The sequence below is a fragment of the Candidatus Hinthialibacter antarcticus genome, from assembly GCA_030765645.1.
Classification (GTDB): Bacteria; Hinthialibacterota; Hinthialibacteria; order Hinthialibacterales; family Hinthialibacteraceae; genus Hinthialibacter; species Hinthialibacter antarcticus.
This window is the reverse complement of sequence record JAVCCE010000059.1, coordinates 113,161-139,809: the sequence shown is the minus strand read 5'-3', so window position 1 is coordinate 139,809 and position 26,649 is coordinate 113,161. Positions and strand designations below refer to the sequence as shown.

The following is a 26,649-nucleotide window of genomic DNA, read 5'->3' as shown; positions in this document are numbered from 1 at the left end:
CAACCGCTATCAATAAAAATTAAAGGCAGGATGCGCTATGCATCCTGCCTTTTTCTTTTTCCTCAGTTTCTACAAACGCCCCACAAATTCATGGAGCGTTTTTTTATGGCAATGAAATTACGCCTTATGGCCCAAAGCGGAACACGTCGCCCCGGCTCACCACGCCGTTTGATGGTTCATACGCGATGGCGCCCCAGGGGATGCTCCCGCCGATATCAAAATCTTGCGTCTCTTTGTCAGGTCCGTGACTGATGATGATCCAATTGGGTTGTTTCCGTCCGACGCCAAAATGATGGTCGCGCAATAAGAGAAAATTACCAATCGGCCAACCGCTGGCGGTATCGTTGTGATAGATGTATTCACGCGCCGACAAATGGTTGGGGATGCCGTATTTGTTAAATGGATCAATCGGAATCGCGGCAATATAAGACACCGGTTCGACGAGTTCTTCCAAGCGCGTCATGGATTGCATCGTCTTCGCCGTGGCTGAGTCAGGATAATCATTATGGTCGAGCCGATACATTTCCATCGCTGTCGACAGCGCTTTTAAATCGCTCTCAACGCGGGCGACCTTCGCTTTGGTTTGCGCCAGAATAAAGTTCGGTACGGCAATGGCGGCGAGGATTCCGATGATGGCGACGACAATCAACAACTCAATTAATGTAAATCCCTTGTTCTTCATGTTTCCCTTTCGATGCACCGTCTGAGATGGCCCATTCTGAATACAACCGCGCTCCACGCAGCTCTATCCATACAAGCATAATTTTCTTAGGATAATCACTATATTCTATAGATTAGTCTATTAGGGAGCCGCCGTCATGAAAGCAATTCGTTATTCATTCATCGCATTTATTCTTGCGCTTGTATTAATTGCCCCTGCCATCAGTTCCGAAAAACCTCGCGTGTTTGTATTGACTGACATCTCAAACGAACCGGATGACGAAGAATCAATGGTTCGCTTTTTGGTTTATTCGAATGAATATGATGTAGAAGGTCTGGTCGCGACCACCTCAATTTGGCTGCGAAATAAAACCCGGCTCGACTTGATCCACAACGACATCGACGCCTACGGCAAAGTGCGCGATAACCTTTTGAAACACGCAGACGGTTTTCCCACCGTTGATGAATTGAAACGCGTTTCCGCAACCGGACAGCCTGGCTTTGGCATGGACAGCGTCGGCGAAGGCCAAAGCACGCCCGGTTCTCAACTGTTGATCGAGCAAGTTGACAAGCCGGATTCGCGCCCATTGTGGGTATCGGTCTGGGGCGGCGCCAATACGTTAGCGCAAGCGCTGTGGGACGTGAAATACTCACGCAGCCCGGAAGAGTTAGCCAAATTCGTTTCTAAACTGCGGGTCTACACCATCTCAGACCAAGACAACGCCGGCCGCTGGATGCGTATTACGTTTCCTGAATTATTTTACGTCGTAACCCCCAGCCACGTCGGCGGCAATGAATACTATAAATCCACCTGGTCGGGCATCGCAGGCGACCGCCAATATAAAAACGGCCCCTTTCATTATTTCGACCTGGTTGATAATCCCTGGCTGGAAGAACACATCATCAATAATCATGGCCCGCTAGGCGCGTTGTACCCAAAATTATCTTACATTATGGAAGGTGATACGCCGTCCTTTTTGGGACTGATCAATACTGGCCTGGGCAGCCATATCAGCCCGGCCTACGGCGGCTGGGGCGGACGCTATCAACTGTATGCGTCCTATGGCGAAACGCGCCCCATCTGGACCAACGACCGCGATACCGTCACCGCGCAAGACGGGACAACCCACACCACTGCGCAAGCCACCATCTGGCGTTGGCGCGATGCGTTTCAGTATGACTTCGCCGCGCGAATGGACTGGTGCATCGCAAGCAACTATCAAGACGCCAACCACAACCCGATTGCAATATTGAACGAGCAAGACGGTAAAGACATCGTCGAATTATCCGCTAAGCCCGGCGACAAAATCACCCTAAGCGCTGAAGGCTCTAACGATCCTGATGGGAACGCGTTTGAGACCAAGTGGTTTGTCTATCGAGAAGCGGGAACCTATCGGGGAAACGTCAGTTTGTCTGAATCATCCGGCGAGTCGACGTCATTCGTCGCGCCCAAGGTCAAGAACGAACAGACCATCCATGTGATTTTGCAATTAAAAGATAAAGGCGAGCCGACGCTATTTTCCTATCGCCGGGCAATCGTAACCGTGAAGCCTGAATGATGACTCGGCTTTGGTGCATTATCCCCCCTTTTTGTAAGGGGGGTGGCGTCGAAGACGCCGGGGGGATCCGTGTTATAGCGAGTTCAACGAAGCGACCAGCCTGCGGCAGACAGGTATTGCTTTTCTATGGATGAGATTGCCGCGTCGGCTTTAAGCCTCCTCGCAATGACACCTTATGATTACTTTCCGTTAGGAGCAAGAAATGGACCGTAGACACTTTTTACAATCAAGCGCATGTGGAATCGCAGCGTCGCTAGCGGGTTGCGCAACATCGCCAAAACGCGCCGCTCAATCAAACGGCGCCGCCAAACGCCCCAACATTTTGTTTTGCATCGCCGATGACGCTTCGTTTCCTCACATGGGCGCTTATGGCTGTTCGTGGGTCAACACGCCCGGATTCGACCGCGTCGCCCGCGAAGGCGTTCTCTTCAGCCGCGCCTACACGCCGAACGCAAAGTGTGCGCCGTCCCGCGCTTGCATTTTGACCGGACGCAATTCATGGCAACTCGAAGAAGCCGCGAACCATATCCCCCATTTCCCGACCAAATTCAAAACGTACGCAGAAACATTGGTTGAACACGGCTATCACACCGGATACACCGCCAAAGGGTGGGCGCCAGGCGAAGCGGTCGATAACAACGGCAAGAAACGCCAACTTACAGGCAAGCAATACAGCAAAATCAAAACCACGCCGCCCGCAAAACATATTTCAGATATTGACTACGCCGCCAATTTTGATGCGTTCCTCGATGACCGGACAGGCGACCAGCCGTTTTGTTTCTGGTACGGCGGCATCGAACCGCACCGTCGCTATGAATACCAAGCGGGAATCAACAAGGGCGGTAAGGACCTAAGCGACGTTGATGCCGTGCCCTCGTTCTGGCCGGACAACGAAACCGTGCGCACTGACATGCTCGACTATGCGTTCGAGATTGAATATTTCGACCAGCACCTGCAAAAAATGCTGGCGCGACTCGAAGAACGCGGCGAGTTAGACAACACCATCGTGATCGTCACAGCCGACAATGGAATGCCCTTCCCGCGCATCAAAGGGCAAGAATATGAGATGTCGAACCACCTTCCCTTGGCGATCATGTGGAAGGGCGGCATCCAACACGCAGGGCGCACGATTGACGACATCGTCAGTTTTATTGATTTCGCGCCCACGTTTTTAGAACTCGCCGGGGTCAACCAACGCAAAAGCGAAATGCAACCAATCGAAGGAAAGAGCCTGACCGATATTCTGTTATCATCCAAAGACGGCGTCGTGAATCGCAGCCGCGATTTTGTGCTCATCGGCAAAGAGCGCCATGACATCGGGCGGCCTCACGATTGGGGCTATCCCATTCGCGGCCTCGTCCAAGGCGATTATTTGTATATTCGTAATTTTGAACCGGCGCGATGGCCGGCGGGCGATCCTGAGACGGGCTATTTAAATTGCGACGGCAGCCCCACCAAGACATGGCTGATTGATGCGCGGATGGACCCCAAGACCAACCCGTATTGGGCTTCGTCGTTCAGCAAACGGCCCGAAGAAGAACTCTATAACATCACGACAGACCCCGAATGTATGAACAATCTGGCAAGCAACGCGTTGTTGGCGCGGCTCAAGCAAAAAATGCAAACAAAGATGGCGCGTGAATTAAAACGCCAGAGCGACCCGCGCATGTTCGGCCAAGGACATATTTTTGATGAATACGAATATGCCGGAACCGATACACGCGGTTTTTATGACCGCGCCATGAACGGCGAAAAACTCAAAGCCGGGTGGGTCAATCCAACCGACTTTGAACCGGACTTTCCTCGATAGATGGAAATTTCTTAAACAGTTTCAGATACCGTTTTTGATTGTTCTTAGCGGTATAGTCTTTCCATATTTTTTTGAAGCGCTTGCGGGTGTTTCGGCGCTGGCGGCTAAAAAACTGAATCAGCGCCGCGACCGATTTATCATCGACGCAATTGATTTCAGTGAATTTGCGTTTGTTCGCCGTTAGCATCTTGATATCGCGGGAATGGTCTTGAACGATCCCTAACTCAGATTGCATCACTTTGATTTCTTTTATAACGGGCTGCAAGCGGTCGCCATAGGCGTCGTTAAAAAATTCACAAAAATAACGCAGCCATTTGCACCGAATGCGCAGTTTATGTAATTTCTTGAACGACGCGGACGATGCGTCTTTCGTCGTCGCACTCACATACGACAACAAGTACGTCAAAATCCCCGGCGCTTCGTCGCGCAAAGTCTTTTCCGTCGTTTCAGCAAACCGGTCAGAGTGGAGAAACTCGAGCAAGGCTTGCGTCCATTCGCTGTAGGAGTCGCTTTCTAATTCATCAATCACGGTTTGCTTTTCCTGCTTACGAACGCCCAGCGACTCCCGCTCAATTGCATCAATCGCGACCCGCACTTTAAAGTGCATGAATTCACGGATGCGCGACAACCAGATGATGAACGAATCGAGGTCTCTTACATCTCCGAGAATAGACCCGGTGCGTTTCATGCCCGGCATTAATCTACCAACCAGATCGTCGCCCAACATTGGCTTCATCACACGCAGGCAAGTCCGCATCCGGCGTATCGCTAAACGCACTTGATGCAACGCCTCGGGGTCATCGGTGTGAATTGCCGCTTCTTGATGACGCAATACGATAGTAAATTGCTTGGCTAATATTTTTCGCGCAGCATAAGGCGCTGAATCATCTTGACATACAGAACCCAGGAGTTCCTGGGGAATTTCTTCGGCTTGAATAAACGTCTTCAGCATACGGGTAAAATCGCTCCAATCTACAAAATACGGCTCTGAACGCTTGAATTTTGCACACAAACGGATATCTTAACACGTTACAAACCAAAAATGGAGTAAGACCAATGGCTCACGTAAAAAGCGGCGGCGGAAAACAAAAAAACGGTCGCGACAGTAACCCACAATATCTAGGCGTAAAACGCTACGGCGGAGAATTCGTGACAGCGGGTTCTATTATTGTCCGTCAGCGTGGTTCGAAGTTTCACCCAGGCGAATTTGCAGGCAAAGGTCGCGACGATACTATTTTTGCGAAAATTGACGGTCACGTGAAATTTCACACGCGCCGCAACCGCAAATTCATTTCGATCGAACCTGCAGCCGCCTAATTGCGTTTCATCATCAATATGAGTTACACTAGCCCCGTACCCACGGGGCTTTTTCATTTTCAGGGTCAACATTCAATATGATACGCACACTCATTTTTGGCGCAGGCGCAGTCGGCTCACTGATCGGCGGATTATTAGCAAACGCCGGGCATCCGGTATTTTTTGTAGGCCGCCGCTCGAATGTTGACGGCATTCGCAGCCAGGGAATCTCCATCACAGGCTTATGGGGCAATCACAAGGTCGCCCCACAACCCGCCTATGAAACCATCCAAGATATTCCAGAAGCAGAACGCGTCTTCGACCAGATATTCATTTGCGTGAAAGCGTTTGATACTCCCGCCGCCATCGAAGCCTGTAAGCCGGTGGTCGGCGATTCGACCATCGTCATCTCGATGCAAAACGGCTACGGAAATTGCCAAATCATCGCAGACGCAATTGGTCAAGAACGTACGCTTGGCGGGCGCTTTATTACCGGCGTTGAACTGACCGCCCCCGGCGAACTGAACGTCACCGTTCATTTTGACGCTATCCGGCTGGGACATTATTGGCGGGAATTTCCCCTGCCCCATCTGCAATCATTCGCGATGACGCTCTACGAAGCGGGCGTTCCCTGCGAAGCCACCGAAGAACTCGAACAATTTATTTGGGCGAAGATTATGTACAACGCGGCGCTGAACCCATTGGGCGCTCTGCTGGGCGTCACCTATGGCGCCTTGGCGGACAACCCGAATACGCGGGCGATGATGGATGACGTGTTGGATGAAGCCTTCGCCGTCACCGCCGCGCATGGCATCCCGCAATTCTGGACTTCGGCGGACGAGTATCGCCAGGCCTTTTATGATAAGATGGTTCCCGCCACCGCAGCGCATTTTCCGTCCATGCTACGCGACCTCGAAAAAGGCCGCCGCACGGAAGTCGATGCACTGAATGGCGCGATCTGTCAATTGGGCGCAGAAAAAAATATCAAAACGCCCGTCAACCAAACCATCACGCGGCTACTCCGCGCAAGGGAACAGCGTCCATCATAATGAAACAACCCGAAACCATCGAAGAACTCAACCTCTGGCTCAGTGAACTCGCAAAATCGGTGCGCTTACGCGAAGGCGTTGAAGGCGTCACCCGCGCGCTATGGGCGCTTTATCAAAACCCCGGCATCTCAACCCATGACTGGTCGTGGCATGTCCAGATTCCCGTCCCGGTGATGGCGGCGCTTCGGCGCGAATTAGAAAAACGCGACGTGCTGAAAGAAGTACGCACCCTGGTCACGACGCCAAACGGCGACGCGGTTCTGGAGCGCTTGTTTGGCAATCCAGGCGCCATGCCGTTTTTGTGCTCCTCCTGCCAAGGGCGCGGCAATGTCTTGCCTCCGCAAGCGATGCAGGTTGTGGAAGAATTCGCGGCGATCTGCGACGAGCGCCCCGACCCGGACATGGCGCTCGACCAAAGCCACGCCACACCAGAAACAGGAATCCTTAAAGCATTGTTTTTACTCAACAAAGGCCTACTCGGTCGCTCGTTGTTCTTTATGGGCGACGACGACCTCACCAGCGTGGCCTGCTATCTGGTACGCAAGCAGGTTTATCAAAACCAAGACGGCTTGGGAACCATCGCAGCCGCTGACATCGACTCACCCTATCTTGATTTGATTCAAGAAGTTACAGATAAAAGCGTTGAAACCCTCGTCTATGACGCGCGGACAGACTTCCCATCGGATTGGCAGGGGAAATTTGATGTTGCGTTGACAGACCCGCCTTATACGCTCAATGGCGCCTCAGCCTTTGCGTATCGCTGCCGGGAAGCCACTACGCCCCAGGGAACATTCATCTTATCCATGCCGCCGCCGGGCGTAGATGAATGGTGGGACATCCAACAAAATCTCTTACAAATGGGCTGGTCGCTGCGCGAAACGCATCCCCAGTTTAATGAATATGAAGGCGCCTCAATTCACGCTCATGCGTCGTCACTTTATTTATGGGAAAAGAGTTCCCGCCCATCACCTGAAATTGAACTCGATTTACGTTATACTCCTTTCTATACGGGTGAACGGCGCGCGCCGGGCGGAACGTACGCATGTACCTTGTGCGGAACAGAGTATGAAGTCGGCCCGGAGAAAGAATGCGCTTCCGTACAAGAACTAAAATCAAACGGTTGTGATGAGTGCGAGAACGACAAGTTCCGACGCGTCTCAAAACCACCGGAAGAAACAATAAAATAACTATTCTGATTCTTGCTATAACGCGGAGATTGGACAATGAATAAAAAAGTATTCGGTATCGTGCTGATCGTTGTCGGCCTAGCCATCGTTGGGTGCTTACACCAGTTTGTGTTCGCTCCCAAAAAAGCGGACCTTGCTCAACACAAACAAGACTTGAGCAGCCTTCAAGGACGCTATCGCCAAATCGTCTCGGACGTCGGCACGGTCGATGACATTGGTCGCGCGATGGAAAAAATCATTGGCAACATTGAAACCAACAATGATCTCTCGCAAGATAGTTTTGAAAAACTCGACCAACAACTCAAACTGATCGACCACTTTAATCCCGCCATCAATTTCCGCGATGAAATTTTTAGCGAAATCAGCCGCATGCAACAACTCGAGCAAGGTACGCAAATCACCAAACTACGCGTATCCAACTCGTGGGGCGTCAACCACGGCATCCGCGATGGAAAATACGCAACTGGTTATTACGCCGAAGGCGGACGTTCGATGGCGTTCTCCAATCTTGGAATGCGCAAAGTCCTTGATCCCAAAAAAGGCACCGTCGAATTTTGGGTGAAACCCGACTGGGACCCGATGGACCGCGAAATTCACCATAAATGCTTGTTTATGGGGATCCATATTGATAAGAAATCCCGTGAAGACTTACAGGCTCAAATCGAAGCCAAACAAGAAGAAATTGGCCGCAATCAAATTCAATTGCCACTTGGCCAAGCCACAATTACTGTTGAAAATTTCGTCGCGATTTATAAAGGCGAAGGCCCCACATTGACCTTTGAACTCAAAGATGGTCTTGTTCCCAGCACAGTCACCGCAAACATCAGCGACTGGAAGCCCGACCAATGGTACTTAGTCTCCGCCATTTGGGAATCCAAACGCCAAGCCCTCTACATCAATGGCCAGAACAAAGGCGTCCCCTTTATGTCCGGCATCTCTATCCGTGACGCCAATGACGAAGACGAAATGGGCATCATGAGCCTTGGCGGTATGGGCATGGGCGGCGGCATGGGTATGGGTATGATGGGCGGCATGGGCGGTATGATGGGCGGCATGGGCGGCATGATGGGCGGCATGGGTGGTATGATGGGCGGCATGGGCGGCGGTATGATGGGCGGCATGGGCGGCGGCATGATGGGCGGTGGACGCAGCATGGGTTCAACCGTTGGTCAAACCTTGACCTCAAACATTTCCGTTCCTCAAGCGATCTCCGGCGTTTATCTTGGCGCTGATGAAGAAGGCGCCTTCCCCGCTGATTGCACGTTTGATGACTTGCGCATCCAAAACCGCGTAACAACGGCGTTCGATACGACCCGCGAACTTCGCGCCAATGAATCAACGCTATTAATTGATAACTTCGTTGATGACTTGCCTCCGCCGGAACGTCTTGAAGAACTGCTCGGGAGCCTCGAAGCGACGCAACGCCGAAAAGTGGTTCAGTCAATGACCCAGGATATCCGCGAGCGCTACGAAAGCGAATATGAAATGGCGCGCCACGCCATCGGCCTCGACCGTAATTACCTCCAAGGCGGCGATGATACCGTTAAAGCCATTCGCCAACTGTGGACGCTCGAATACATCCGCAAGAACACAGGCAAAACGTATGATGAACTTATGGACTTACTCGAAATTGATCCGCTGGAACTTCGCAAGGAATTGTTGCACCGCATCGTCGAATTTCAGCGCTTGAGTTATGACTTGGCCCAACAAGCGGTCGAGAACCAAATCATCGCCCTCAATGACGTCATCAACAAAGGCCAAAACTACAACGTCAACGACGATGAACTTCGCTCTCACTTTGACGGGGAGTTCAAAAAAATCCAAAATGACTTAATCGGCCCCGACGGCTATGTTGCAACCATCACCCTGAGTTCCGGCGGCATGGGCGGCATGATGGGCGGCGGCATGGGCATGTACGGCGGCATGGGCGGCATGGGCGGTGGTATGGGTATGATGGGCGGCATGGGTGGTATGGGCATGATGGGCATGGGCGGTATGGGCGGCATGGGCATGACCTTCTATGACGAAAACGGCGATCCCATCCGCGATCCGGCAATCCGAAAAGAAATTCAAGATAAGATTGACGGCTTCAAAGAAACGCTGAAAAACTGGAACAAGTTTAAAAAAGACGGCCTGATTCCACCGGAAATTATTGATAGTTATAACAAAACGATGGAACTGCAGGGCATGGACTATTACATCAAGCGTTCGTTGACATTAGACTTCGACGCCGACTATCGCGCCACGATGGAATATTTCTATGACATCGAATTTGCGCGCCGAATCAACACCATCAATAACATTGTCATTAACAACCAGGAAAATGACGTGGTGAATGTTCAGATTGATGTTGAAGGACACTTCGTCAAAAACCTCGAAGACGCCAACGATGGCGCCAACACGGGCGAAAGCGAAGCAGCGCCTCAAACTCAGATTGGCATGAATTAACGGATTGCTTATGATGTGCTCAATGCGCTTATTTCAGAAACGAATCCAAACGGCGGCCCTCGCGGCTGCCGTTCTCTTTTTGTCTCTTTCATTTTCGATCTCCGCCCAAGCAGCGTTACGGGATGATCTCAACACGCTCTTTCAAGAAAACGCCAACCAAAACTGGAGCGTCCTGGTCTATCCATTAAACGGCGGCAAACCGCTCTACTCGCTCGCGCCTGAGCGTAAATTGATTCCTGCGTCGAATATCAAGTTATTTTCCGGCGCGGCCGCCTTGTTACAGTTGGGGCCTGACTTTCGCTACGAAACCAAAGTGCACCTTGCAGGCGCCCGTACGGGCAATGTCTGGAAAGGCGCGCTGATTGTCGAAGGCGGCGGCGACCCCAGCATCGGCGGACGCTTCAATGGAGGCGATTTGACGGAAACGTTCCGCCAGTGGGCCGCCAAACTCAAACTTGACGGCATCACAACAATCGACGGCGATATTATTGGCGTCGACGACTATTTTGATGACGTCAATCTCGGCCTAAACTGGGACCCCGGCTATCGGGAAGAATGGTATTCCGCTGAAGTCAGCGCACTCTCATACAACGACGCGTGCATCGACCTCATCATACGCGGTGAAGCCAAAGCGGGACAACGCGCCAGTATCACGCTCGACCCGCCAACCTCCTACCTGAAAATTGACAATAAAGTGACAACTGCAAGCAGTTCAAAAAATGTGCAAGGCGTTCGCATCGAGCGAATTGACGACGCCAAGACATTGCGCGTCAGCGGTTCCGTTCGCGCAAAACGGACATCCACTCATTTTGCCAGCACGCCAAATCCGACGCTCTATTTCGTGACCGTGCTGAAAGAAACCTTAGAGCGCGAAGGCATCACCATCACCGGCGGCGCCAAAGACGCAGACGAAGTAGAAACGCCCGACCGCAATTCCTGGAACCTGCTTCTCGTTCATCGCTCCGAACCGCTCGAACGCTTATTGAACGTCTGTTTAAAAAACAGCCAGAACCTATATGCCGAACATTTTTTAAAAACGCTTGGCGCTGAAATGTACGGCATCGGCAGTTACACCGTCGGCGCGATGGCCGTCAAAAGCGTCTTGTTTCAACATGGATGCAATTTAGATTCGATCTATCTCGCGGACGGGTCAGGCTTATCGCGCGAAAACCGCGCCAATGCGCAAGCCTTCGTCGATTTGCTGCGCGCCGTCGAACGCTCGCCTCACGCAGCGTTGTTCAAAAGCCTACTTCCCGAAAGCGGAAGCAGCGGTACACTCAAGAGCCGGATGAAAGACACCGCAGCCAATGGTCGCGTTTTAGCCAAGACAGGTACGCTCAACGGCGTTCGCGGGCTATCGGGCTATATCAGCAGCCGCAACGGAACAACCTATGCGTTTTCGATGATTGGCAATACGTCAACACGCGGGTATCGCATCACCCAAATCATTGACAGCGCCTGTGCGCTCATCGCCGAAAAGGGCTAACCCCAAAATTCCTTCCATATCGTTCCCGCAACCGCTATATTATACCTAATATAATTCCTGATTCGGGTTGAGGGACCCATGTCACTGTTCCGTCGAATGGATATCCGTTGGGCGGTGGCTGTGTTGTTGGCTGCGGTTATTTGTGTTTTGACAACCGCTCCATTGCGCGCCGCCGATACCAGCGACCCAAGCCACGTATTGTTCTCGCTTTTATTGATGAGCCAACACTGGCAGCAAACCGTTGAGCCGTTCACAAACGGCGACACCAACGGCGACGGCGTCGTGAATTATAACGACCTGATTATTATCGTGAATGATTACACGGCGGCAGCCACCAGCGAACCAACCGCGCCGCCTGACGACACCCCGACTCCCTCTGATACGCCAACGCCAGCGGATACGCCGACGCCCTTCGAAACATCAACGCCTGCTCCCTCTTCGACGCCAGACGCAACGCCAACGGCGACCGTTGCCCAAACGCCCACGCCGGTTGCATCCCATACGCCGATTGGCGCCTCGCCAACCGCAACGCTAGCGCCAACCGCAACCCCGACAATTGTTGACGCCTCCGCAACGCCAACGCTGTTTCCAACCGGGACGCCGATCGGCCCGACTCCAACATTGACGCCGACAATAGATCCGCTCGCGACCGCTACGCCAACCATACCCGCCGGAAGCGCAACGGCGACTCCCATCACTATTCCGTCCACACCGACGCCAACCCCCACGCCAACGCCGCTTGCTCCCACGCCCGATCCCAACATCCCAACGCCGGAACCCGTGCGCTTATGGGAAGTCCACCGCGCACTCGAATTATTTTTAGAACCGGTGATAATTCCACGCATTGGTTATCTCTCTGATAGCCAGTTGGGATATTCCGCTTTTGGATACAACAACCTCGGCGACCCGCTATTCATTTCGTTTGATCGCTTTGGGCGAATCTTCCATCGCAAGTTGCCGATCAATTCTGAAGATTATTCCGGTGTATCGCTGGCGGACGGCGGCCTGTTATTCGGAATGTTTTTTGAAGACCCGGCCTTCACGCGCCGCTTTCGTTTTGAGCCATTCACGTTTTCGGATCCCGTTGGCAGTGCGGTCGACGTTGACCACCTCGGCGCCAATGACTTTCGATGGGCATTTGCAGGCTCCGACCAAGGCTGGGTGATGGCCGTGTTGCGCTTCCCGAACACGATCAGCGTTCACCGCTTAAGCGCCATTGGAGATTTTCTCGGTACAACAAACATTCAAGCGATCTCTGAATTCCCAAACGATTTAGATTGGGTCTATGCGGAATGGAGCGGCGAACGCATCCTGGTCGCCTACCCGACCACCAGCGCGGGGGCGCCAATTCACGCCTGGATCTTCGATAAAGACGGCGTCGTCTTGCATGAATCGCCCATTTCGGTTCCAGTGAATTGGGTCGAAGGCGCCATCGCAGGCGATGAAAACGGCGTGTTTTATTTTCTTGGCAACAGTTCGTTTGGGCAAAGGCTCTACCGCATCGACGAAAACGGCATTGGCCTCGACCGGGTCATTGAAGCGGGAGCGCTCGCTGACATCGAATGGTTGAATAACCGCATCTGGGGAATCGACCGCAGCACCCAATCGCTGTTCGGCTTTGACAGCGAGGGCATTCTTCGCGAAGGCCCAATCAATGTGTTCCCGCCCGGTTGGACGCAATCATTGGCGTGGCTCGACCTGAGAAAAAGCGGGCCCGACCTTGGCGCATTTTTCTTTGACCCAGACAGCGCCGATAATATTTATTACATGCAGGTCGAAGCCGGGCCGCTCGTGACGCCTACGCCGACTCCTGCGTCCGGCGTTCCAACTGGCGAGACGGTTGAAGTCAACCTTGGCAACGAGATCAAAATGGAGATGGTGAAAATCCCCAAAGGCTCTTACATTCGCGGCGCCGACAACGTTGACCCTCATGCGCGCGAAGTCGAAAAGCCCGCGCACACCGTCACCATCACCCAAGATTTTTGGATTGGGAAATATGAAGTCACCAATGCGCAGATAAGGCAATTTGCATCGAACCATGTTGTGAATGGAGGCGGCGATTTTGACCTCAACGCCGACGACATGCCCGCCGCGAACGTCACTTGGGAGCGGGCGCAAGAGTTTTGCGACTGGCTGACGGACAACACCGAATATACGTTCTCGCTGCCGACAGAAGCCGAGTGGGAATATGTAGCGCGCGCGGGTACGGTGACGCGCCGACCCTGGGGCGATGATTTTACGAACACCGAGACCTGCTCCCGCGCCAATGTCGCCGACATTCAAAGCACGACTTTCTTCCCTGCTTTTTCCAGCACGTTCCCGTGTGACGATGGTTTCGCCGCCGTCGCGCCGGTGGGATCATTTGAGGCGAATGATTTTGGCGTCTATGACATGCTCGGCAACGTCTGGGAATGGTGCGACGATTGGTTTGCGTTTTATTCCAGCGAGGCGCAAGTCGACCCCGCCGGGCCGGAGCGGGGCCGCTCAAAAATCATTCGCGGCGGCTCGTGGCAAGACGGCCCGCAATTCGTCCGCAGCGCCGTACGCAGCACCTTCCAACCCGACGATGTCTACGTTGCGCTGGGCTTTCGCGTCGTGATTCGAGAGTGAGAAAATTCGCAAGGTGAGTACAATTTCCTTCGCTTCGGCGCGGGCTTCTCGCCCTCTTTGCGCAGGCGGGTTTTGAAGGCGTAGCGGCGGAAGACCGGGTCGATTTCATGTTACCTATACTTATATAGCAAAAATTTTAGAAAAAGATATTTACCCCCCCCCCCCCATAAGAGATATATTCTAGTCACCGACAGATTTGGAGGGGAGAAAGAAGATGAATAAAAGATTGATTCTCAGTTCAGTTTCTTTTTTAGCGCTATTCTTTGTTCAATCTAATGCAATAGCTGAAGTCGCTTCCATTCTTGAATTATCTCAATCCGTTCAAAAAGAATTCCAATCTGTTCAGAATATACAACTCACTTTCCAAGTATTGGAATTCTACGACGTCAACATGCCCGACTCAATCATTGAAGACTACAAGGATGAGATTCAGCAATACCAAAAATTTTTACAAGATAGAAAAAATAAAACTTTATCTTCCGAAGAAGAGCAAAATTGGGCTTGTGTAACAGATGAAGACCTTGAAGAAATGATCGCGGAGCGACAAGAGGCCATCAAAAAGCAACCTGTAGACGCTATATATGTCTTCTCATCCGATGGGACAAAAATTCGGCAAGATGTCTATCGCCCCAATGAGCCCAATGGAACAGAACATTTTTACCTGTACGACGGCCTCAATGGCACGATGACGACTGTTGATGACAACGTAGTCAGAACGGGAGATTTTTTAACCCGCCGCTGGACTGACTTTGGCTGTTTCGCCCGCTTTGGCTCGGGCATGGAAACCGTATTTGCCCCATCGGCCCACTACGAAAAACGCCTAATCAACAAAGACGGCGTCCAAAAATTATTTGTTGAAAGCCCGACCTTGCAGAGCAGAGACCGACATGTTGAGTTCACCCTGCTCGACGAAAACCCCAACTATTGGACAAAATGCGAACATATTCAAAACGGCAAGGTTATTCTCCAATTTGTCTGCGAAGACTTTGAAGACCACGGCGGATTGCTTGTACCAAAAGTTGTACACAGTCAAAAACTTTTTGAAGACGGCTTTCGCGATGAATTGGTGTTTACCTTAATTGACGTAAAAAATGGTGATGTCGAATTCAGCGATGATTTCTTCACACCATCAGCCACTGAATCGCCTATCGTCAGGCGCATGAATAGGTGAAAACATATCTTTTATGGGGAGGGCGAACCTCCTGGTGAGCCGCGTAAAACCGATAGCGTATTCCATTAATGCGGCTCGGCAGGAGCCTCGCCCTCCCCGGCTTGATGCCTAAAGGAGGGTTATTTTTTTTTCAGGCGGGTTTTGAAGGCGTAGCGGCGAAAGATAGAGTCAATCTCGATCTTGCCCGCGCCTTTGTTTTCAAACGTTTTGAGAAAATCAATCAGTTCCGGCTCGTGATGGACATGAAACAACGCCAGCCACTGCCGCAATATAAATTGAAACCATTTCGGCCAACCGCTTTGGTCCCAAAAGTCGACAATATAGATCATGCCCCCCGGACGGAGATTATCGAGCGCAGTCTGGATCGCGTCTTTCCAAGTGGGGATCATCGACAGCGAGTATGAAAAAATCACTGCGTCGAACGGCTGTTCTAAACTGAATATTTCTTCATACCGAACCTGCTCCGCCAGCGCCCGTTTTAAGACAATGCGCTCAGTCAGCCCCGCGCGGTTCACGTCTTTCTGCGCCGTGTCGAGCATCTCCTGCGACGCGTCGATACCGTAACAAATGACTTCGGGGTTCTTCTTGGAGAATACAATCAAATTGCGGGCGGTGCCGCAGCCCATTTCAAGTACGCGCTCGCCGGGGTTCACATTCATCTCGTCAATCAACGAGTCCCGGCCCAGCAGGTAAAATTTGCGGGTGATGTTATAGATGTAGCGCTGATAGCGATACACCTGGTCCATCAATTCGGCATGGTTGGCAGACTCAGTCATGGCTACGCCGTTAGTTCATAGACGTGAAAACCGCCGTAAATCGCGGAGCGGTCTTGCATAAACCACGCCTTCGAGGCTTCTTCTTCATAGACGAAGCGTTTGCGCAGTTCATCAGGCAGGGCGGTTTCGATGGGCGACTCGAACGACGCCGTGCGAAAAATCACGCGGCTGCCGGGTTCGCCGGTGCGCGCGATTTCCGTCCACAGTTCGGTCATATCGTCGGCGTCCATCCAGTCCATTGAGTCGAGAAGAATATAGCGGTTGAGGCTGTTGTCAGGTTGGGCTTTGAGAAAATTCGTCGTCGAGACCAGTTGCAGGGTGACGTTGTCCAGCCCCGCTTTGACGGTCTCGTAGTTTTCCTGTTTGAGATAATCGGGCAGAGCAACGCGGTTCTCCACGTCATACTTGCGGTCGAACGCCTGCCAGGCGAAGTAGTTTTCTTCAATCGGAAACTGGCAGCACATGCGCTTGATGCGCTCGCGGCAGAGTTCGTTCAACTGCCCGTTGCATTCTTTTTTCATAAACTCGAATTGCTGCGGCGGGATGCCCAGACTGTAAAACATAAACGGCATCCGCCCTAACCACTTCACGATCCAGGTGTCAAAGAACGGCCCATACACACGCTCGAACAGTTCCTCGCGTTTTTGTGGATCGTTCTCTTCTAACATCAGGCGCGGATGTTTGGCGAACCATTCGCACAGTTTATGAACGAAACGAATGAAGAAGCCCATCGCGCCATAGTTATATAGGTTCTTTTCAAAATATTCGATGCGCGCATTCACGCCAAAGGCGGAACCGTCCCAATACTCGCGCGTTTCATTGGGGAGATGGTCTCGCAGAAATCGCTCGTAATTTTCGACGTTCGATGGTTTGTCAGCGCGACCATAAAAATCAAAAAACGCGTCGTAATTGGGCAGATGGCGCAACGCGGTAAATTTGAGCGTGGTAAAATGGATGTGATATTGGTTGAGGTCAACCGCATGGATCGCGTCCGGCTTCGCGGTCAGGTAATTGAGAATATTGCATCCGCCTGACGAGATGGTCATGATGCGGCTGTTTTCGTCAACCCGTAGCGCTTCCATATCAACGCGGGGGTCTTCCCAAATCTGGTTATAAACAAAGCCGTCAAACCAGAATGAAAAAAGCCGTTCTAAAAACCCTTTTTTAGAAACAGCCGAGTGATGTTCAACAGCATTCTTTATCAGCGTTGGTGAATCGACGCTCATGGATCGTTCCTTTGCCGCGCAATTGTGCTTGAGGAATGGTATCGTACGCCATTCGCTTCACCCTGACAACCGAATGGCTACGCGAGGTTGGGGATTTCTAACAGTTTGCGGATCTTGCGGGCTTTGTAGTTTTGTGAGCCTAGATATAACAGCGAAAAGAACCCGGTTTTGGCGATCTTGCGGAAAAAAGACTCCATCAAGGGAAACACGCGCGGGTAGTCTTCGGAGGTATTCATCGCGAAAAAGTTAATCAGTTCATCGACCGCTTTGAACCCGGTGATGCGCGATTTTTCCCAATCGACGTCATCCAGGCTGAACATGACTTCGATCCAAGTGGCGATCTCATAATTCAGGTTCTTAATATTCAAATCTTGCGGGACGATATATGCGTTGCAGTTGGCGATGTTTTCAAAATATTCCGCAAAGGTTTCGCCCTGAGACAACGTATAAGCGCGACCAATTTTGCCGATATGGGTATCCGTCGAGGCGATGATGCCTTTGTTATATTTGCCCGCCAGCCAAAGCGCCATCAGGTTTTTCTTACGGACGCGCTTCATGTTGTATTCAATCACCGGAAACAGTTCGATAATTTCATCGACCGCCCGGTAGTTGGGTTTTTCTTTGGGGACAAACCAGAAGGGATGATTATAGGTATAGGGAAGATTTTGGTCTTTTAAGAATGCAACAAACGTCTCAATGTTGCGGTCTTTTTGTGCGATATCGCTCAGAGTTTTGAATTGCGACTTATTGAGTTGGTAGACGTTCACATGGATGGTATGCCCCACTCGCACCGGATCGCACAATGTGATCTCGACGCCGGGAACCAGACGTTCGCGCTCCCAACCAATAATATCGTATGCGTCCATCGTATCGTGGTCGGTAATCGAGATAAACGCAAAGTCCTGCTTAAACGCCTCTTGATAAATGGCTTCCGGGTGGAAGTCAGGGAACGGCAGCACATCATACGAACATGATGAGTGGACATGCAGATCGGCAGGGCGATAACCTGCTTGCAGCTGATCGGCGCCCTGCTGCGGATCAAGTATACGGTTCCTATAGGATGCGGGTAGTAGCATCATAAGCGAATCAAGTTATGAAATGTCGTTGGTGATATCGTACAAAAATGTTGTGTCTTCGATTGCGGAATTCACCGACAATCTTATGAAACTTGGTATAAGGGTACTAGAAAAGTCAACTTATGTCCAGCCAATCTCATCTTTTTTTTGGCATAAGACTCTACAATAAGAAATATAGAAACGCTGTCGTTTCCTCTCGCGGAAATCCCATTAGAACATGTGACATTCCAGACACTTACTTGCGGTCAGCCCCATCATCATACGGTGCGGCATCGGCTTAAAGAAGCGCTGCGGCGGTCTTGGAGCCGGCCCTTGTGACGCCATAGGACTATGGCAGGACAGGCATGAAGCGTCTGGCGTGTGGTATGACGCCGCTGGAATTGGATCAGCGCTGGATTGGTGACAAACGGTGCATTCATCGCTGCGGTGGCATGTCATGCACTTGCCGCGATCAAACGACGCCAACACGCCGTGCGTCTTATGACGGAACAACGATGTGTGGTTGCGCGGTTTTTCGAGCGAATGACAGGTTTGGCAAGTGGACTCCTGGTGGCACATCAAGCAGTCTTGCTTGCCTTGAATAATTGCGAACTGTCCGTGGATGCGGTCCCAGGATGAGTCGTGATTCGCCGGGGCCGTCCACTCATTGATTTCACTATGGCACATCTGGCAATCATTTGAGAAACCTTTTGCGTCATGCACTGCCATCGCAACTTCCATACTGGGAATGTTGTCGACAGACGAGCCTTTCGCATTCGTTAAGTTGCCGTGACACAGCAAACATTCGGAAGAATCTTCCCAAAGTTCTGCGTGTTGATACTGCAATTCTTTAATCGCATCAGGAATGCTGGAATCGAACTCATCCTGATGACTGACCAGAAGTTCCGTCTTGTCATTGGTCAAATGGAAGCCGACTTTGTCATGGCATTCCTTGCAACGATTATAGGCTTCGTCTTCTTCAATATCGTGACACATGGTGCATGTCTCGACCGCCGGCATGGTGATGCCTTCCGGCTCGATTGAGTGGCAGGCGTCGCATTCGATCTCTTGCTCAATGTGCGGACCGTGAGGAAAATTCTGCGGCGTCTCAGCGGGGTCGCACCCGGCGATCCACAAACCAGCAAGAACAATTACGAACGGCGTTATATAGTTACGAATGGCGTTATTCATCATAATTAAAACGTCACCCCTGCTTGCAACCGTAAGGCGTACCATTCGTCGTCCTCATAATCGCTGTCTTCAATCTCAAACGACGCCTTGGTATAAACCCGGTTGGTCGGCTGCCATTTGACGCTGGCGTAGTAGGTAATCACATCGGGACTGATACGGAATACCCGCGACTCGCCGAAGAACAACAAAAACTCGTCGCGATATTCTTGAACGTATTCGCCATATTCCGCCCCGGCGGCCAGCGTCCATTTTTTGTTTGGCTTATATTCAACTTCACCTGAGAAACCGGTGAACTCGTCGTCGGGATCGGCGCGCCAAAACTCTGCGTTTGCGCTGATGGTGAGTTGTTCGGTCGGGTACACTTCAACGCCGACCGTTCCGCGAACGTAATCGCGATTATTATACTCTTCGACGTCGGTTCCTTCGTCAGCGGCGCGATAATCAACCCCGCCTGAAACACTCAAATATTTGCCCAGCCCTTTGATACCGTACAACGAAATATAGTTAAACGGTTCGTATCCATTTAACAATGGAAAATAGGGATTGAAATTAACGGTGTGATCTTCAACATGGTCAAATAACGTCAGCCATTTGAAGAACACGTCTAAATCAATCGCCTCGAAGCGGGCGTAGACATTATCTTCGAGCAAGTACGGCTCTCCGTCTAACAAGGAAAATTTATCGTGGGTCATTAACCATGAGGTGACTTGGTTCCAGATTTCAATTTCAGCGATGTCATCCTGGAAGGGATCGGAATCATAACGGTAATACCGCCCCGCGACACGCAGCCGCTCGGAAAAGCGGTAGTCGATGTTGGTTCCATAAAACGCATCGCCGCCGCTGCCGGAATAGAATGTGACCGGAGCGCCGCCGAAGAATTGGATTTCTAATTTCTCCATCGGCGAGAACCCATAGGTCGCGCCGTCGAAGTGAGCGTAGTCGATTTCTTCCAACACCTGGCGGCCAAGGCGCAACCAACTGCTTTCAAAACCGAGTTCTTTCAATTTGACGTAGCCTGTGTAGGCGCGAAACTCGCGGCTGGAGGCTTGGTCAATGTCGAGAAACGGATCATACGCATAGCTGCCGCCGGTTTCGCCGTCCAGGTCATAATGCCAGAAAAGCGAGAAGGCGCCGTCCATGTGGTCTTCGACGATGTCATCGAATTGCATGGAGAGGTATGTATACAAATCGTTGTCATCTTCTCCATCGCTGCTACGAAAATAATAGGAACTGTTGAGGCTGCCTTTTATTTTCATCGCTGAAAACGAGTGGGTCGCGCTTTCAACGTCCGCGTCAGCATCTGCGGCGTCGGCAGGAAACGAGACCGCCCCCGCCGCGCCGAGAAGAAGAATGCTTAGAAAGAATCGGGATATCGTGATGTTCATACCGGCTGCGCCATTGTCCTTTGTTGTATCTTACAGATCGCCCGTCTTTGTAGGCTTTTTGCCCAATGCTTCAAACACTGCGTTATGGTTGGATTTTTTTACAGCGACATCATAAATGAAGCCGCCTTTTTTGCCGTCTTTTTCGTAGCGTTCAGGGTCCCAGTCGGGGCTTTTGTCGTTATGGCATTTTTCGCAGGTCTTGGCTTCCGGCTCCCAAGCGTGAGCAATCACATTATCTTTTTTTGATTTATAGTGCTTGCCTCCGGGGCCGTGGCACATTTCACATTGAACGCCTGCTAATTTGGGGGTTTCTTCCAGGCTCACAAATCCGCCGGGCTTTCCATAGCCGGTGGTGTGGCAGGCGAGACATTCTGGGTTCTTTTGTTCATCGCCTTTTAACAAATCAAAGGCTTTTGCGTGTTTGTTTTCTGACCAGTCGTCGTGAAATTTGCCGCTGCTGGCGCGATTGTGGCACATTTTACATTTCGCCGCGCCGACGAATTCAATTTCTTCTTCGTCGCTAACGGTGACTTGCGACGGAAGAAGCATCAGTCCAATGGCGGTCAAACAACATGCGAGCAAGATAATTTTCTTCATGATGCATACTCCTTAGGTTGAACAAATTAGTATGATGGCCAGTCTATAACGTTCACTGAACCAACAGTAAACGCCGTGGGGAAATCAGACGCGAAGCCAGTCTCCACCAAAGCGCTATATGATTTCTGTAAGACTTCAACGGTGAAACGCGCATTGTGAACGCCGTAACTGCCGTCGTTGTGCATCAAGCGGTAGTTGTGAATGACCGCCTTTTCATCAAAAGTCAACAGCGCGAATACCGCAGACGGAACGTTCAGCGATAAATCGTCATTGAGGGTTACGTCTGGATAGCGTTCTTGTAATTTGGCCGCCGTCGCCGCCATCAAACCTTTGATCTCGGTTTGGATGCCTTCTTTGACGCCATTGCCGTCATAATCCTGGCCTGATTCAGGCAACAACCGATCAACATCCGTCATGGTCAAGTGGCAAGACAGGCAAGCGTTGCCATGATTATCAATGCCCATTTCAGCATTCACGACGGCGAAACTGTGACCGCCGAGCACTGTCCCCTGCTCTTGCGTCCAGCCATTGTCGGGTACAGTCGCCATGTGGCAAGCGACGCAGGTATCTTCGACAACTTCATTATGTACAGATTCCGTGCTGACGAACGGCGCACCGAAGTCCCACGCATTCACGCCCAACATCACGTCGGCTTGGGTACCGTGGTGCGGCCCGCGCGTACTGGTTTCGATATACGCTAACAGGTCGGAACTAATACGCGAGTCGTGGCAACTGGCGCATAACCCGCCCTTGCCGCCGCTGTATGTATGGCCGCTCTCTAACACAACGTCGCCGCTCAAGCGCAATTGACTGGGCAGCGCCGCATCATGCGGATCATGGCAGGCCACACAGGTCACGCCGTGAGGTGCAATACCAGCATCCAGATCATCCACCGTCCCGCCGTCAACAGCCAAAGTCACAAAACCTTCGGAGGAGTGACATTTCGCGCACGACGTTTGAAGCCGGGCGGGGTCACTGGCAAAAGTGCTAATAACTTTGGAATGACCTGATGAGTCATGCGAGTATGGATGACCATCGAAGCCCATTGAATCATGGCATTGATTACAGGAGTTGGAGTTCCAAGGCTTAAAGATACCTTGTTTAACGCCTCGGTGTTGGCTGCCGGGGCCGTGGCACATTTCGCACTGCACGTTTGATTCGGCGCGAAGGGCCGGGCTTAATTCTTCCCAGAAAGCGACATCGTTATCGGGATCATTATCGTGATTCACTTCAAACGCCAAGTTGACCTGGTCGGCCAAATCGCCGACTTCAACGCCCTCTGCTGAGGCGGCGTCGTCAAAACCGCCATTGGGCGGTAACGCGCCAGGACGATACCCCAACGAGTGACACTCAAAGCATGATTCGTCATACTGACCGGATTTCATCCCATTTAAATGAGACGAGAGAATTGTCGCGTGGGTTGTGTCTAGCCATTCGTCGGCGTTAGCTGGATGGCAAACCGCGCAATGGGGAAAACCAGCGGCGCCATTTAAATTGCCGACGCCCTCAAAGGTTCCGGCAACAATACTGACAGCGTCATTCAAGGCCTCGCCGGATGCCAGGGTCGCGCTTACCCGCACTTCATAGATGCCAACGACATCTGGAATGAGAGCGGTTAGCGTAGAAGTTCCGTTTAAGAAGGATGTATTTGAGCCAGCGGGCTTGCTGGAAAAAGTCCAGGAAATTCCGGTCAGCGCTTCATCGGCGGAAACTTGAAGAAACGCTTTGGATCCCAAACTGACAATCGGAATGCCAGAGGATGTAACGTCAAAGAAGTCGTCGTCCGCCTGGTCAACAATTCGTGGAGATATGGGAAGTATTTCCACCAGCGCGTACGCCTGTGGAGCAACGCATAAAGCGACGAACAATGAAGCAGCAAGCAAGATGTTACGTACCATTCCGAAATACCCAAAGATGAAGCGTTATATAGGCTGAATCGCTTGATAGCTAAACAGCAATGAATATATCTAACACATTGTCCTTCGTTTTGGCAATATCTTAATTCAAATTTTTGTGATTTTTTTTCATTTCTATGGTTTAATCGGAATAGAAAGTTAATTTGTTCCCAAAAAATAGTTTATAAACTTTATATATATTATTATTTATCAAATTAATAAATTTAAATTTTATTGATTAAACGGCGCAACCTGATTTGACTGTAAAGATTGACCAAAAACCTGATTGCACCGTTTACTTTCTTAGCTAAATAGGAATATACTCTTAAAGTAAACGCATTGTTGAGAACTACACACCGAGGTGGACATGCATCGCTTCACAACAACAAACATACATCGCTCCACTTTAATTTCTCTCTTTATTCTGTTTTTTACGATTCCAGCGTTTTGTCAGGAAATTGATGACAACCAATCGTGTATAGAATGTCACGGCGAAGAAGACATTACCGGCGAAATTGATGACCGCGAAGTTTCTGTTTTTGTCGATTACGCCAAGTTTGAAAAATCCATCCACGGCGGCTTTGCCTGCATTGACTGCCATGACGATATCGAAGAGTTTCCACACGAATTTGAACTCAAAAAAGTTGAATGCTCTACCTGCCACGATGACCAGTTAGAAGTCTTTGCAAAAAGCGTCCACGGCGTCGCTGCGCTCGAACGTAAAGATGCGCTGGCGCCAAAATGCTTCACCTGCCACGGCAAACACGATGTGCTGCCGCCCACGGACCCAGAATCAAAAACATACATTTTTAATATTCCCTCGACCTGCGGGCAGTGCCATAAAGAAGGCACGCCGATGACGGAGACGCATGAACTGCACCAGCACAACGTCGTCTCCAATTATTCGATGTCGATTCACGGCGAAGGGTTGTTGCGCCGGGGGCTAACGGTTTCCGCCGTTTGCACCAGTTGCCACGGGACGCACGACATCCTGCCTCATCAAAATCCCAATTCTAAAATCAACATCGCCAATTTGTCTTCAACCTGCATGACCTGCCACGGGCAAATTGAGCGCGTTCACGAGAAAGTCATCGAAGGCCGTCTGTGGCAACAAGAAGCAGACAAACTGCCGGTCTGTATCGACTGCCACCAGCCGCACCAGATACGACGCGTCTATTACGACGACGGCCCGCGCATCAGCGATGAGACCTGCATGACCTGCCACAAAGATGATCGCTTACATAAAGAAGAGAATGGCGAGATCGTTGACTTGTTTGTCGACCGCGATCCGCTGCAGCGTTCGATCCACTCAAAACTGACTTGCGTAAGCTGTCACTTTGACGTTCATCCTGACAACACGCCCGTCTGCAAAGACAGCCAGCCGGTCGATTGCTCAATTTGCCATGAAGAAGACGCCCAAAAGCACCTAAAAAGCGTTCATGGGCAATTAGAACTACGAAACGATCCTGATGCGCCGTCTTGCGTCTTCTGCCACGGCGATCATGAAATTTTGCCCAAGACAGACTCCACCTCAAAAACCTTTTCGCGCAATGTGCCCGTATTGTGCAGCCAATGCCACGCCGACGGCCAATCGGCTGCGCTGCGCAATACAGAAACCGTGCACATTCAGGAAAGTTACAGCATGAGCATCCACGGCAAGGGGCTGATGGAAAGCGGCTTGACCGTCACCGCCATGTGCTCCGATTGCCATACGGCCCACCTCGCGTTGCCTGCGAACGATCCCGAATCATCTGTGAACCCGGCGCATGTAGCCGAAACCTGCGGCAAATGCCACTTGGGCATATTTGAGACTTTCCAACAGAGCATTCACAGTTCGTTGGTGAGCACCACTGATGAACCATTGCCGACTTGCCACGATTGCCACCAGTCGCACTCCGCGCAACGAACGGATGAGGCAAGTTTCCGCACGCAGATCATCCAGCAATGCGGTCATTGCCATGAAGAGTTAACGGAAACGTATTTTGAAACCTATCACGGCAAAGTCTCTAAACTGGGAGATACGGTTGCGGCGCGTTGCAATGATTGCCATGGCTCGCACAGCATTTTCTCGTCCTCCGATCCGCGTTCGTCGCTGCATTTCAACAACATCATTGACACCTGCAAGGAATGCCACCCCGGGTCTCACCGCAAGTTCACCGGGTTCCTGACTCATGCGACCCACCATGATAAAGAAAACTATCCATCGTTGTATTATTCGTTCTTATTTATGACGACCTTATTGGTCGGCACTTTAGGCTTCTTTGGCTTACATACGTTGTTGTGGTTTATTCGCTCGCTCATTCATCATTTGAAATATGGCGGGCCGATTATCAAATACGGCTCTGACCAAAAATTTGTCCGCCGCTTCCGGCCCGTTCACAGCATCCTACACCTGATGGTGATTGTGAGTTTCCTGAGCCTGGCCGCGACCGGCATGACTTTGAAGTTCCCTGACGTGGCGTTCTTTGGCTGGCTATCCGGCGCATTGGGCGGCCCATACTGGACCGGCATCATTCACCGCTTCGCCGCCATTATTACGTTCACCTATTTTGGAACGCACCTGTTCATGTTAGGACGCCTGTTTGCTTCAGGACGCATGACCATCAAAGGCCTCTTTACAGCGGACTATTCGATGGTGCCGAACCTGCAAGACCTGCGTGAATTTGGCGCGAACATGAAATGGTTCCTCGGGCTTGGCCCCCGTCCAACCTTTGGGCGTTGGACGTATTGGGAAAAATTTGACTACTTCGCCGTATTCTGGGGCGTCGCAATCATTGGGACGACGGGATTAATACTTTGGTTCCCCGTGACGGCGACGCGTATTTTGCCCGGTTGGTTCATTAATGTTGCGACCATTATTCACAGCGACGAAGCGCTCTTGGCCTCTGCGTTTATTTTCACGATTCACTTTTTCAACACGCACTTCCGCCCGGGCGTGTTCCCGATGGACCCGGTCATCTTCACCGGACGCATTCCCATCGAACATTTCAAAGAAGAGCGGAAGCGTGAGTACGATCAAATGGTTGAAGAAGGCGTGCTGGAAGATTACATCGTCGGCCCGCCGCCGCGCTGGTTGGTGATAGGCTCCTGGATCTTTGGCCTATCGTTCTTGACCATCGGCCTGACCTTGGTCGGGGCCATTATCTATGGCATGTTGTTTGTCTATATGTAAGAAGAAAACGGCTGAGTTCGTTTCACATATACTATTGCGTTGAGACTATCAACGCGAATCGCCCACAACAGGAGAT

Annotated in this window: 19 protein-coding genes; 10 read left to right on the top strand and 9 right to left on the bottom strand. The window is 51.2% G+C overall.

Annotation, left to right across the window (positions count from 1 at the left end; all coding sequences use genetic code 11):
- Positions 1–124 precede the first annotated feature (124 nt).
- Complete coding sequence (locus P9L94_14570; protein MDP8245305.1) at positions 125–682, bottom strand: prepilin-type N-terminal cleavage/methylation domain-containing protein; 558 nt, start codon at positions 680–682, stop codon at positions 125–127.
- Between the two features lie 136 nt (positions 683–818).
- On the opposite strand from P9L94_14570, the gene P9L94_14565 reads away from it, so the two are divergent.
- Both P9L94_14565 and P9L94_14560 read left to right on the top strand, forming a co-directional pair.
- The gene (locus P9L94_14565; protein MDP8245304.1) at positions 819–2,219 is read left to right on the top strand and encodes a DUF1593 domain-containing protein; all 1,401 of its coding nucleotides are present in this window, start codon (positions 819–821) and stop codon (positions 2,217–2,219) included.
- 202 nt (positions 2,220–2,421) lie between these two features.
- On the top strand, positions 2,422–4,029 hold the full coding sequence (locus P9L94_14560) for a sulfatase (protein ID MDP8245303.1): 1,608 nt from the start codon (positions 2,422–2,424) through the stop codon (positions 4,027–4,029).
- Here the strand turns inward: P9L94_14560 and P9L94_14555 are convergent.
- Positions 3,992–4,981, bottom strand: a complete 990-nt coding sequence (locus tag P9L94_14555) for a CHAD domain-containing protein (protein ID MDP8245302.1) — start codon at positions 4,979–4,981, stop codon at positions 3,992–3,994. The two genes, P9L94_14560 and P9L94_14555, sit on opposite strands and share 38 nt — an antisense overlap.
- Before the next feature lie 104 nt (positions 4,982–5,085).
- Here P9L94_14555 and rpmA point away from each other — a divergent pair, with 104 nt between their 5' ends.
- The 7 genes from rpmA (at position 5,086) to P9L94_14520 (ending at position 15,276) form a co-directional block, all read left to right on the top strand.
- On the top strand, positions 5,086–5,346 hold the full coding sequence (gene rpmA, locus P9L94_14550) for a 50S ribosomal protein L27 (protein ID MDP8245301.1): 261 nt from the start codon (positions 5,086–5,088) through the stop codon (positions 5,344–5,346).
- 77 nt (positions 5,347–5,423) lie between these two features.
- Positions 5,424–6,374 (top strand): 2-dehydropantoate 2-reductase, encoded by a 951-nt coding sequence (locus P9L94_14545; protein ID MDP8245300.1) that lies wholly within the window; start codon positions 5,424–5,426, stop codon positions 6,372–6,374.
- On the top strand, positions 6,374–7,561 hold the full coding sequence (locus tag P9L94_14540; GenBank protein ID MDP8245299.1) for a bis-aminopropyl spermidine synthase family protein: 1,188 nt from the start codon (positions 6,374–6,376) through the stop codon (positions 7,559–7,561). The genes P9L94_14545 and P9L94_14540 overlap by 1 nt, the downstream gene beginning before the upstream one ends.
- A 36-nt stretch (positions 7,562–7,597) precedes the next feature.
- Complete coding sequence (locus tag P9L94_14535; GenBank protein MDP8245298.1) at positions 7,598–10,009, top strand: hypothetical protein; 2,412 nt, start codon at positions 7,598–7,600, stop codon at positions 10,007–10,009.
- Positions 10,010–10,031: 22 nt separating this feature from the next.
- Complete coding sequence (gene dacB, locus P9L94_14530) at positions 10,032–11,495, top strand: D-alanyl-D-alanine carboxypeptidase/D-alanyl-D-alanine-endopeptidase (protein ID MDP8245297.1); 1,464 nt, start codon at positions 10,032–10,034, stop codon at positions 11,493–11,495.
- A gap of 78 nt (positions 11,496–11,573) precedes the next feature.
- The gene (locus tag P9L94_14525; protein ID MDP8245296.1) at positions 11,574–14,105 is read left to right on the top strand and encodes an SUMF1/EgtB/PvdO family nonheme iron enzyme; all 2,532 of its coding nucleotides are present in this window, start codon (positions 11,574–11,576) and stop codon (positions 14,103–14,105) included.
- A 214-nt stretch (positions 14,106–14,319) separates the two neighbouring features.
- Positions 14,320–15,276 (top strand): hypothetical protein, encoded by a 957-nt coding sequence (locus P9L94_14520; protein ID MDP8245295.1) that lies wholly within the window; start codon positions 14,320–14,322, stop codon positions 15,274–15,276.
- 119 nt (positions 15,277–15,395) lie between these two features.
- On the opposite strand, the gene P9L94_14515 is transcribed toward P9L94_14520, so the two are convergent.
- The 7 genes from P9L94_14515 to P9L94_14485 all read right to left on the bottom strand — a co-directional run bounded on the left by P9L94_14515 (position 15,396) and on the right by P9L94_14485 (position 23,404).
- Positions 15,396–16,052: a class I SAM-dependent methyltransferase gene (locus tag P9L94_14515; protein MDP8245294.1), complete on the bottom strand. Its 657-nt coding sequence runs from the start codon at positions 16,050–16,052 to the stop codon at positions 15,396–15,398.
- A 2-nt stretch (positions 16,053–16,054) separates the two neighbouring features.
- Complete coding sequence (locus P9L94_14510) at positions 16,055–17,278, bottom strand: DUF3419 family protein (GenBank protein ID MDP8245293.1); 1,224 nt, start codon at positions 17,276–17,278, stop codon at positions 16,055–16,057.
- A gap of 77 nt (positions 17,279–17,355) precedes the next feature.
- Positions 17,356–18,357, bottom strand: coding sequence for a PHP domain-containing protein (locus P9L94_14505; GenBank protein MDP8245292.1), 1,002 nt, complete (start codon positions 18,355–18,357; stop codon positions 17,356–17,358).
- 207 nt (positions 18,358–18,564) lie between these two features.
- Positions 18,565–19,527, bottom strand: a complete 963-nt coding sequence (locus tag P9L94_14500) for a hypothetical protein (protein ID MDP8245291.1) — start codon at positions 19,525–19,527, stop codon at positions 18,565–18,567.
- A 2-nt stretch (positions 19,528–19,529) separates the two neighbouring features.
- Positions 19,530–20,909 carry a hypothetical protein gene (locus P9L94_14495; protein ID MDP8245290.1) on the bottom strand — a complete coding sequence of 460 codons (1,380 nt, stop codon included), beginning with the start codon at positions 20,907–20,909 and terminating at the stop codon, positions 19,530–19,532.
- Between the two features lie 30 nt (positions 20,910–20,939).
- A complete protein-coding gene (locus P9L94_14490; GenBank protein MDP8245289.1) occupies positions 20,940–21,506 on the bottom strand; it encodes a cytochrome c family protein in 567 nt (188 codons plus the stop codon).
- Between the two features lie 26 nt (positions 21,507–21,532).
- Positions 21,533–23,404 (bottom strand): cytochrome c3 family protein, encoded by a 1,872-nt coding sequence (locus P9L94_14485; GenBank protein MDP8245288.1) that lies wholly within the window; start codon positions 23,402–23,404, stop codon positions 21,533–21,535.
- A 364-nt stretch (positions 23,405–23,768) separates the two neighbouring features.
- Between P9L94_14485 and P9L94_14480 the strand changes: the two genes are divergently transcribed.
- Positions 23,769–26,573 (top strand): cytochrome c3 family protein, encoded by a 2,805-nt coding sequence (locus tag P9L94_14480; GenBank protein MDP8245287.1) that lies wholly within the window; start codon positions 23,769–23,771, stop codon positions 26,571–26,573.
- Positions 26,574–26,649 lie beyond the last annotated feature (76 nt).

Coding starts and splice junctions, on each gene's coding strand:
- P9L94_14570 (MDP8245305.1), bottom strand. CDS start 682: ATGAAGAACAAGGGATTTACATTAATTGAGTTGTTGATTGTCGTCGCC.
- P9L94_14565 (MDP8245304.1), top strand. CDS start 819: ATGAAAGCAATTCGTTATTCATTCATCGCATTTATTCTTGCGCTTGTA.
- P9L94_14560 (MDP8245303.1), top strand. CDS start 2,422: ATGGACCGTAGACACTTTTTACAATCAAGCGCATGTGGAATCGCAGCG.
- P9L94_14555 (MDP8245302.1), bottom strand. CDS start 4,981: ATGCTGAAGACGTTTATTCAAGCCGAAGAAATTCCCCAGGAACTCCTG.
- rpmA (MDP8245301.1), top strand. CDS start 5,086: ATGGCTCACGTAAAAAGCGGCGGCGGAAAACAAAAAAACGGTCGCGAC.
- P9L94_14545 (MDP8245300.1), top strand. CDS start 5,424: ATGATACGCACACTCATTTTTGGCGCAGGCGCAGTCGGCTCACTGATC.
- P9L94_14540 (MDP8245299.1), top strand. CDS start 6,374: ATGAAACAACCCGAAACCATCGAAGAACTCAACCTCTGGCTCAGTGAA.
- P9L94_14535 (MDP8245298.1), top strand. CDS start 7,598: ATGAATAAAAAAGTATTCGGTATCGTGCTGATCGTTGTCGGCCTAGCC.
- dacB (MDP8245297.1), top strand. CDS start 10,032: ATGCGCTTATTTCAGAAACGAATCCAAACGGCGGCCCTCGCGGCTGCC.
- P9L94_14525 (MDP8245296.1), top strand. CDS start 11,574: ATGTCACTGTTCCGTCGAATGGATATCCGTTGGGCGGTGGCTGTGTTG.
- P9L94_14520 (MDP8245295.1), top strand. CDS start 14,320: ATGAATAAAAGATTGATTCTCAGTTCAGTTTCTTTTTTAGCGCTATTC.
- P9L94_14515 (MDP8245294.1), bottom strand. CDS start 16,052: ATGACTGAGTCTGCCAACCATGCCGAATTGATGGACCAGGTGTATCGC.
- P9L94_14510 (MDP8245293.1), bottom strand. CDS start 17,278: ATGAGCGTCGATTCACCAACGCTGATAAAGAATGCTGTTGAACATCAC.
- P9L94_14505 (MDP8245292.1), bottom strand. CDS start 18,357: ATGATGCTACTACCCGCATCCTATAGGAACCGTATACTTGATCCGCAG.
- P9L94_14500 (MDP8245291.1), bottom strand. CDS start 19,527: ATGATGAATAACGCCATTCGTAACTATATAACGCCGTTCGTAATTGTT.
- P9L94_14495 (MDP8245290.1), bottom strand. CDS start 20,909: ATGAACATCACGATATCCCGATTCTTTCTAAGCATTCTTCTTCTCGGC.
- P9L94_14490 (MDP8245289.1), bottom strand. CDS start 21,506: ATGAAGAAAATTATCTTGCTCGCATGTTGTTTGACCGCCATTGGACTG.
- P9L94_14485 (MDP8245288.1), bottom strand. CDS start 23,404: ATGGTACGTAACATCTTGCTTGCTGCTTCATTGTTCGTCGCTTTATGC.
- P9L94_14480 (MDP8245287.1), top strand. CDS start 23,769: ATGCATCGCTTCACAACAACAAACATACATCGCTCCACTTTAATTTCT.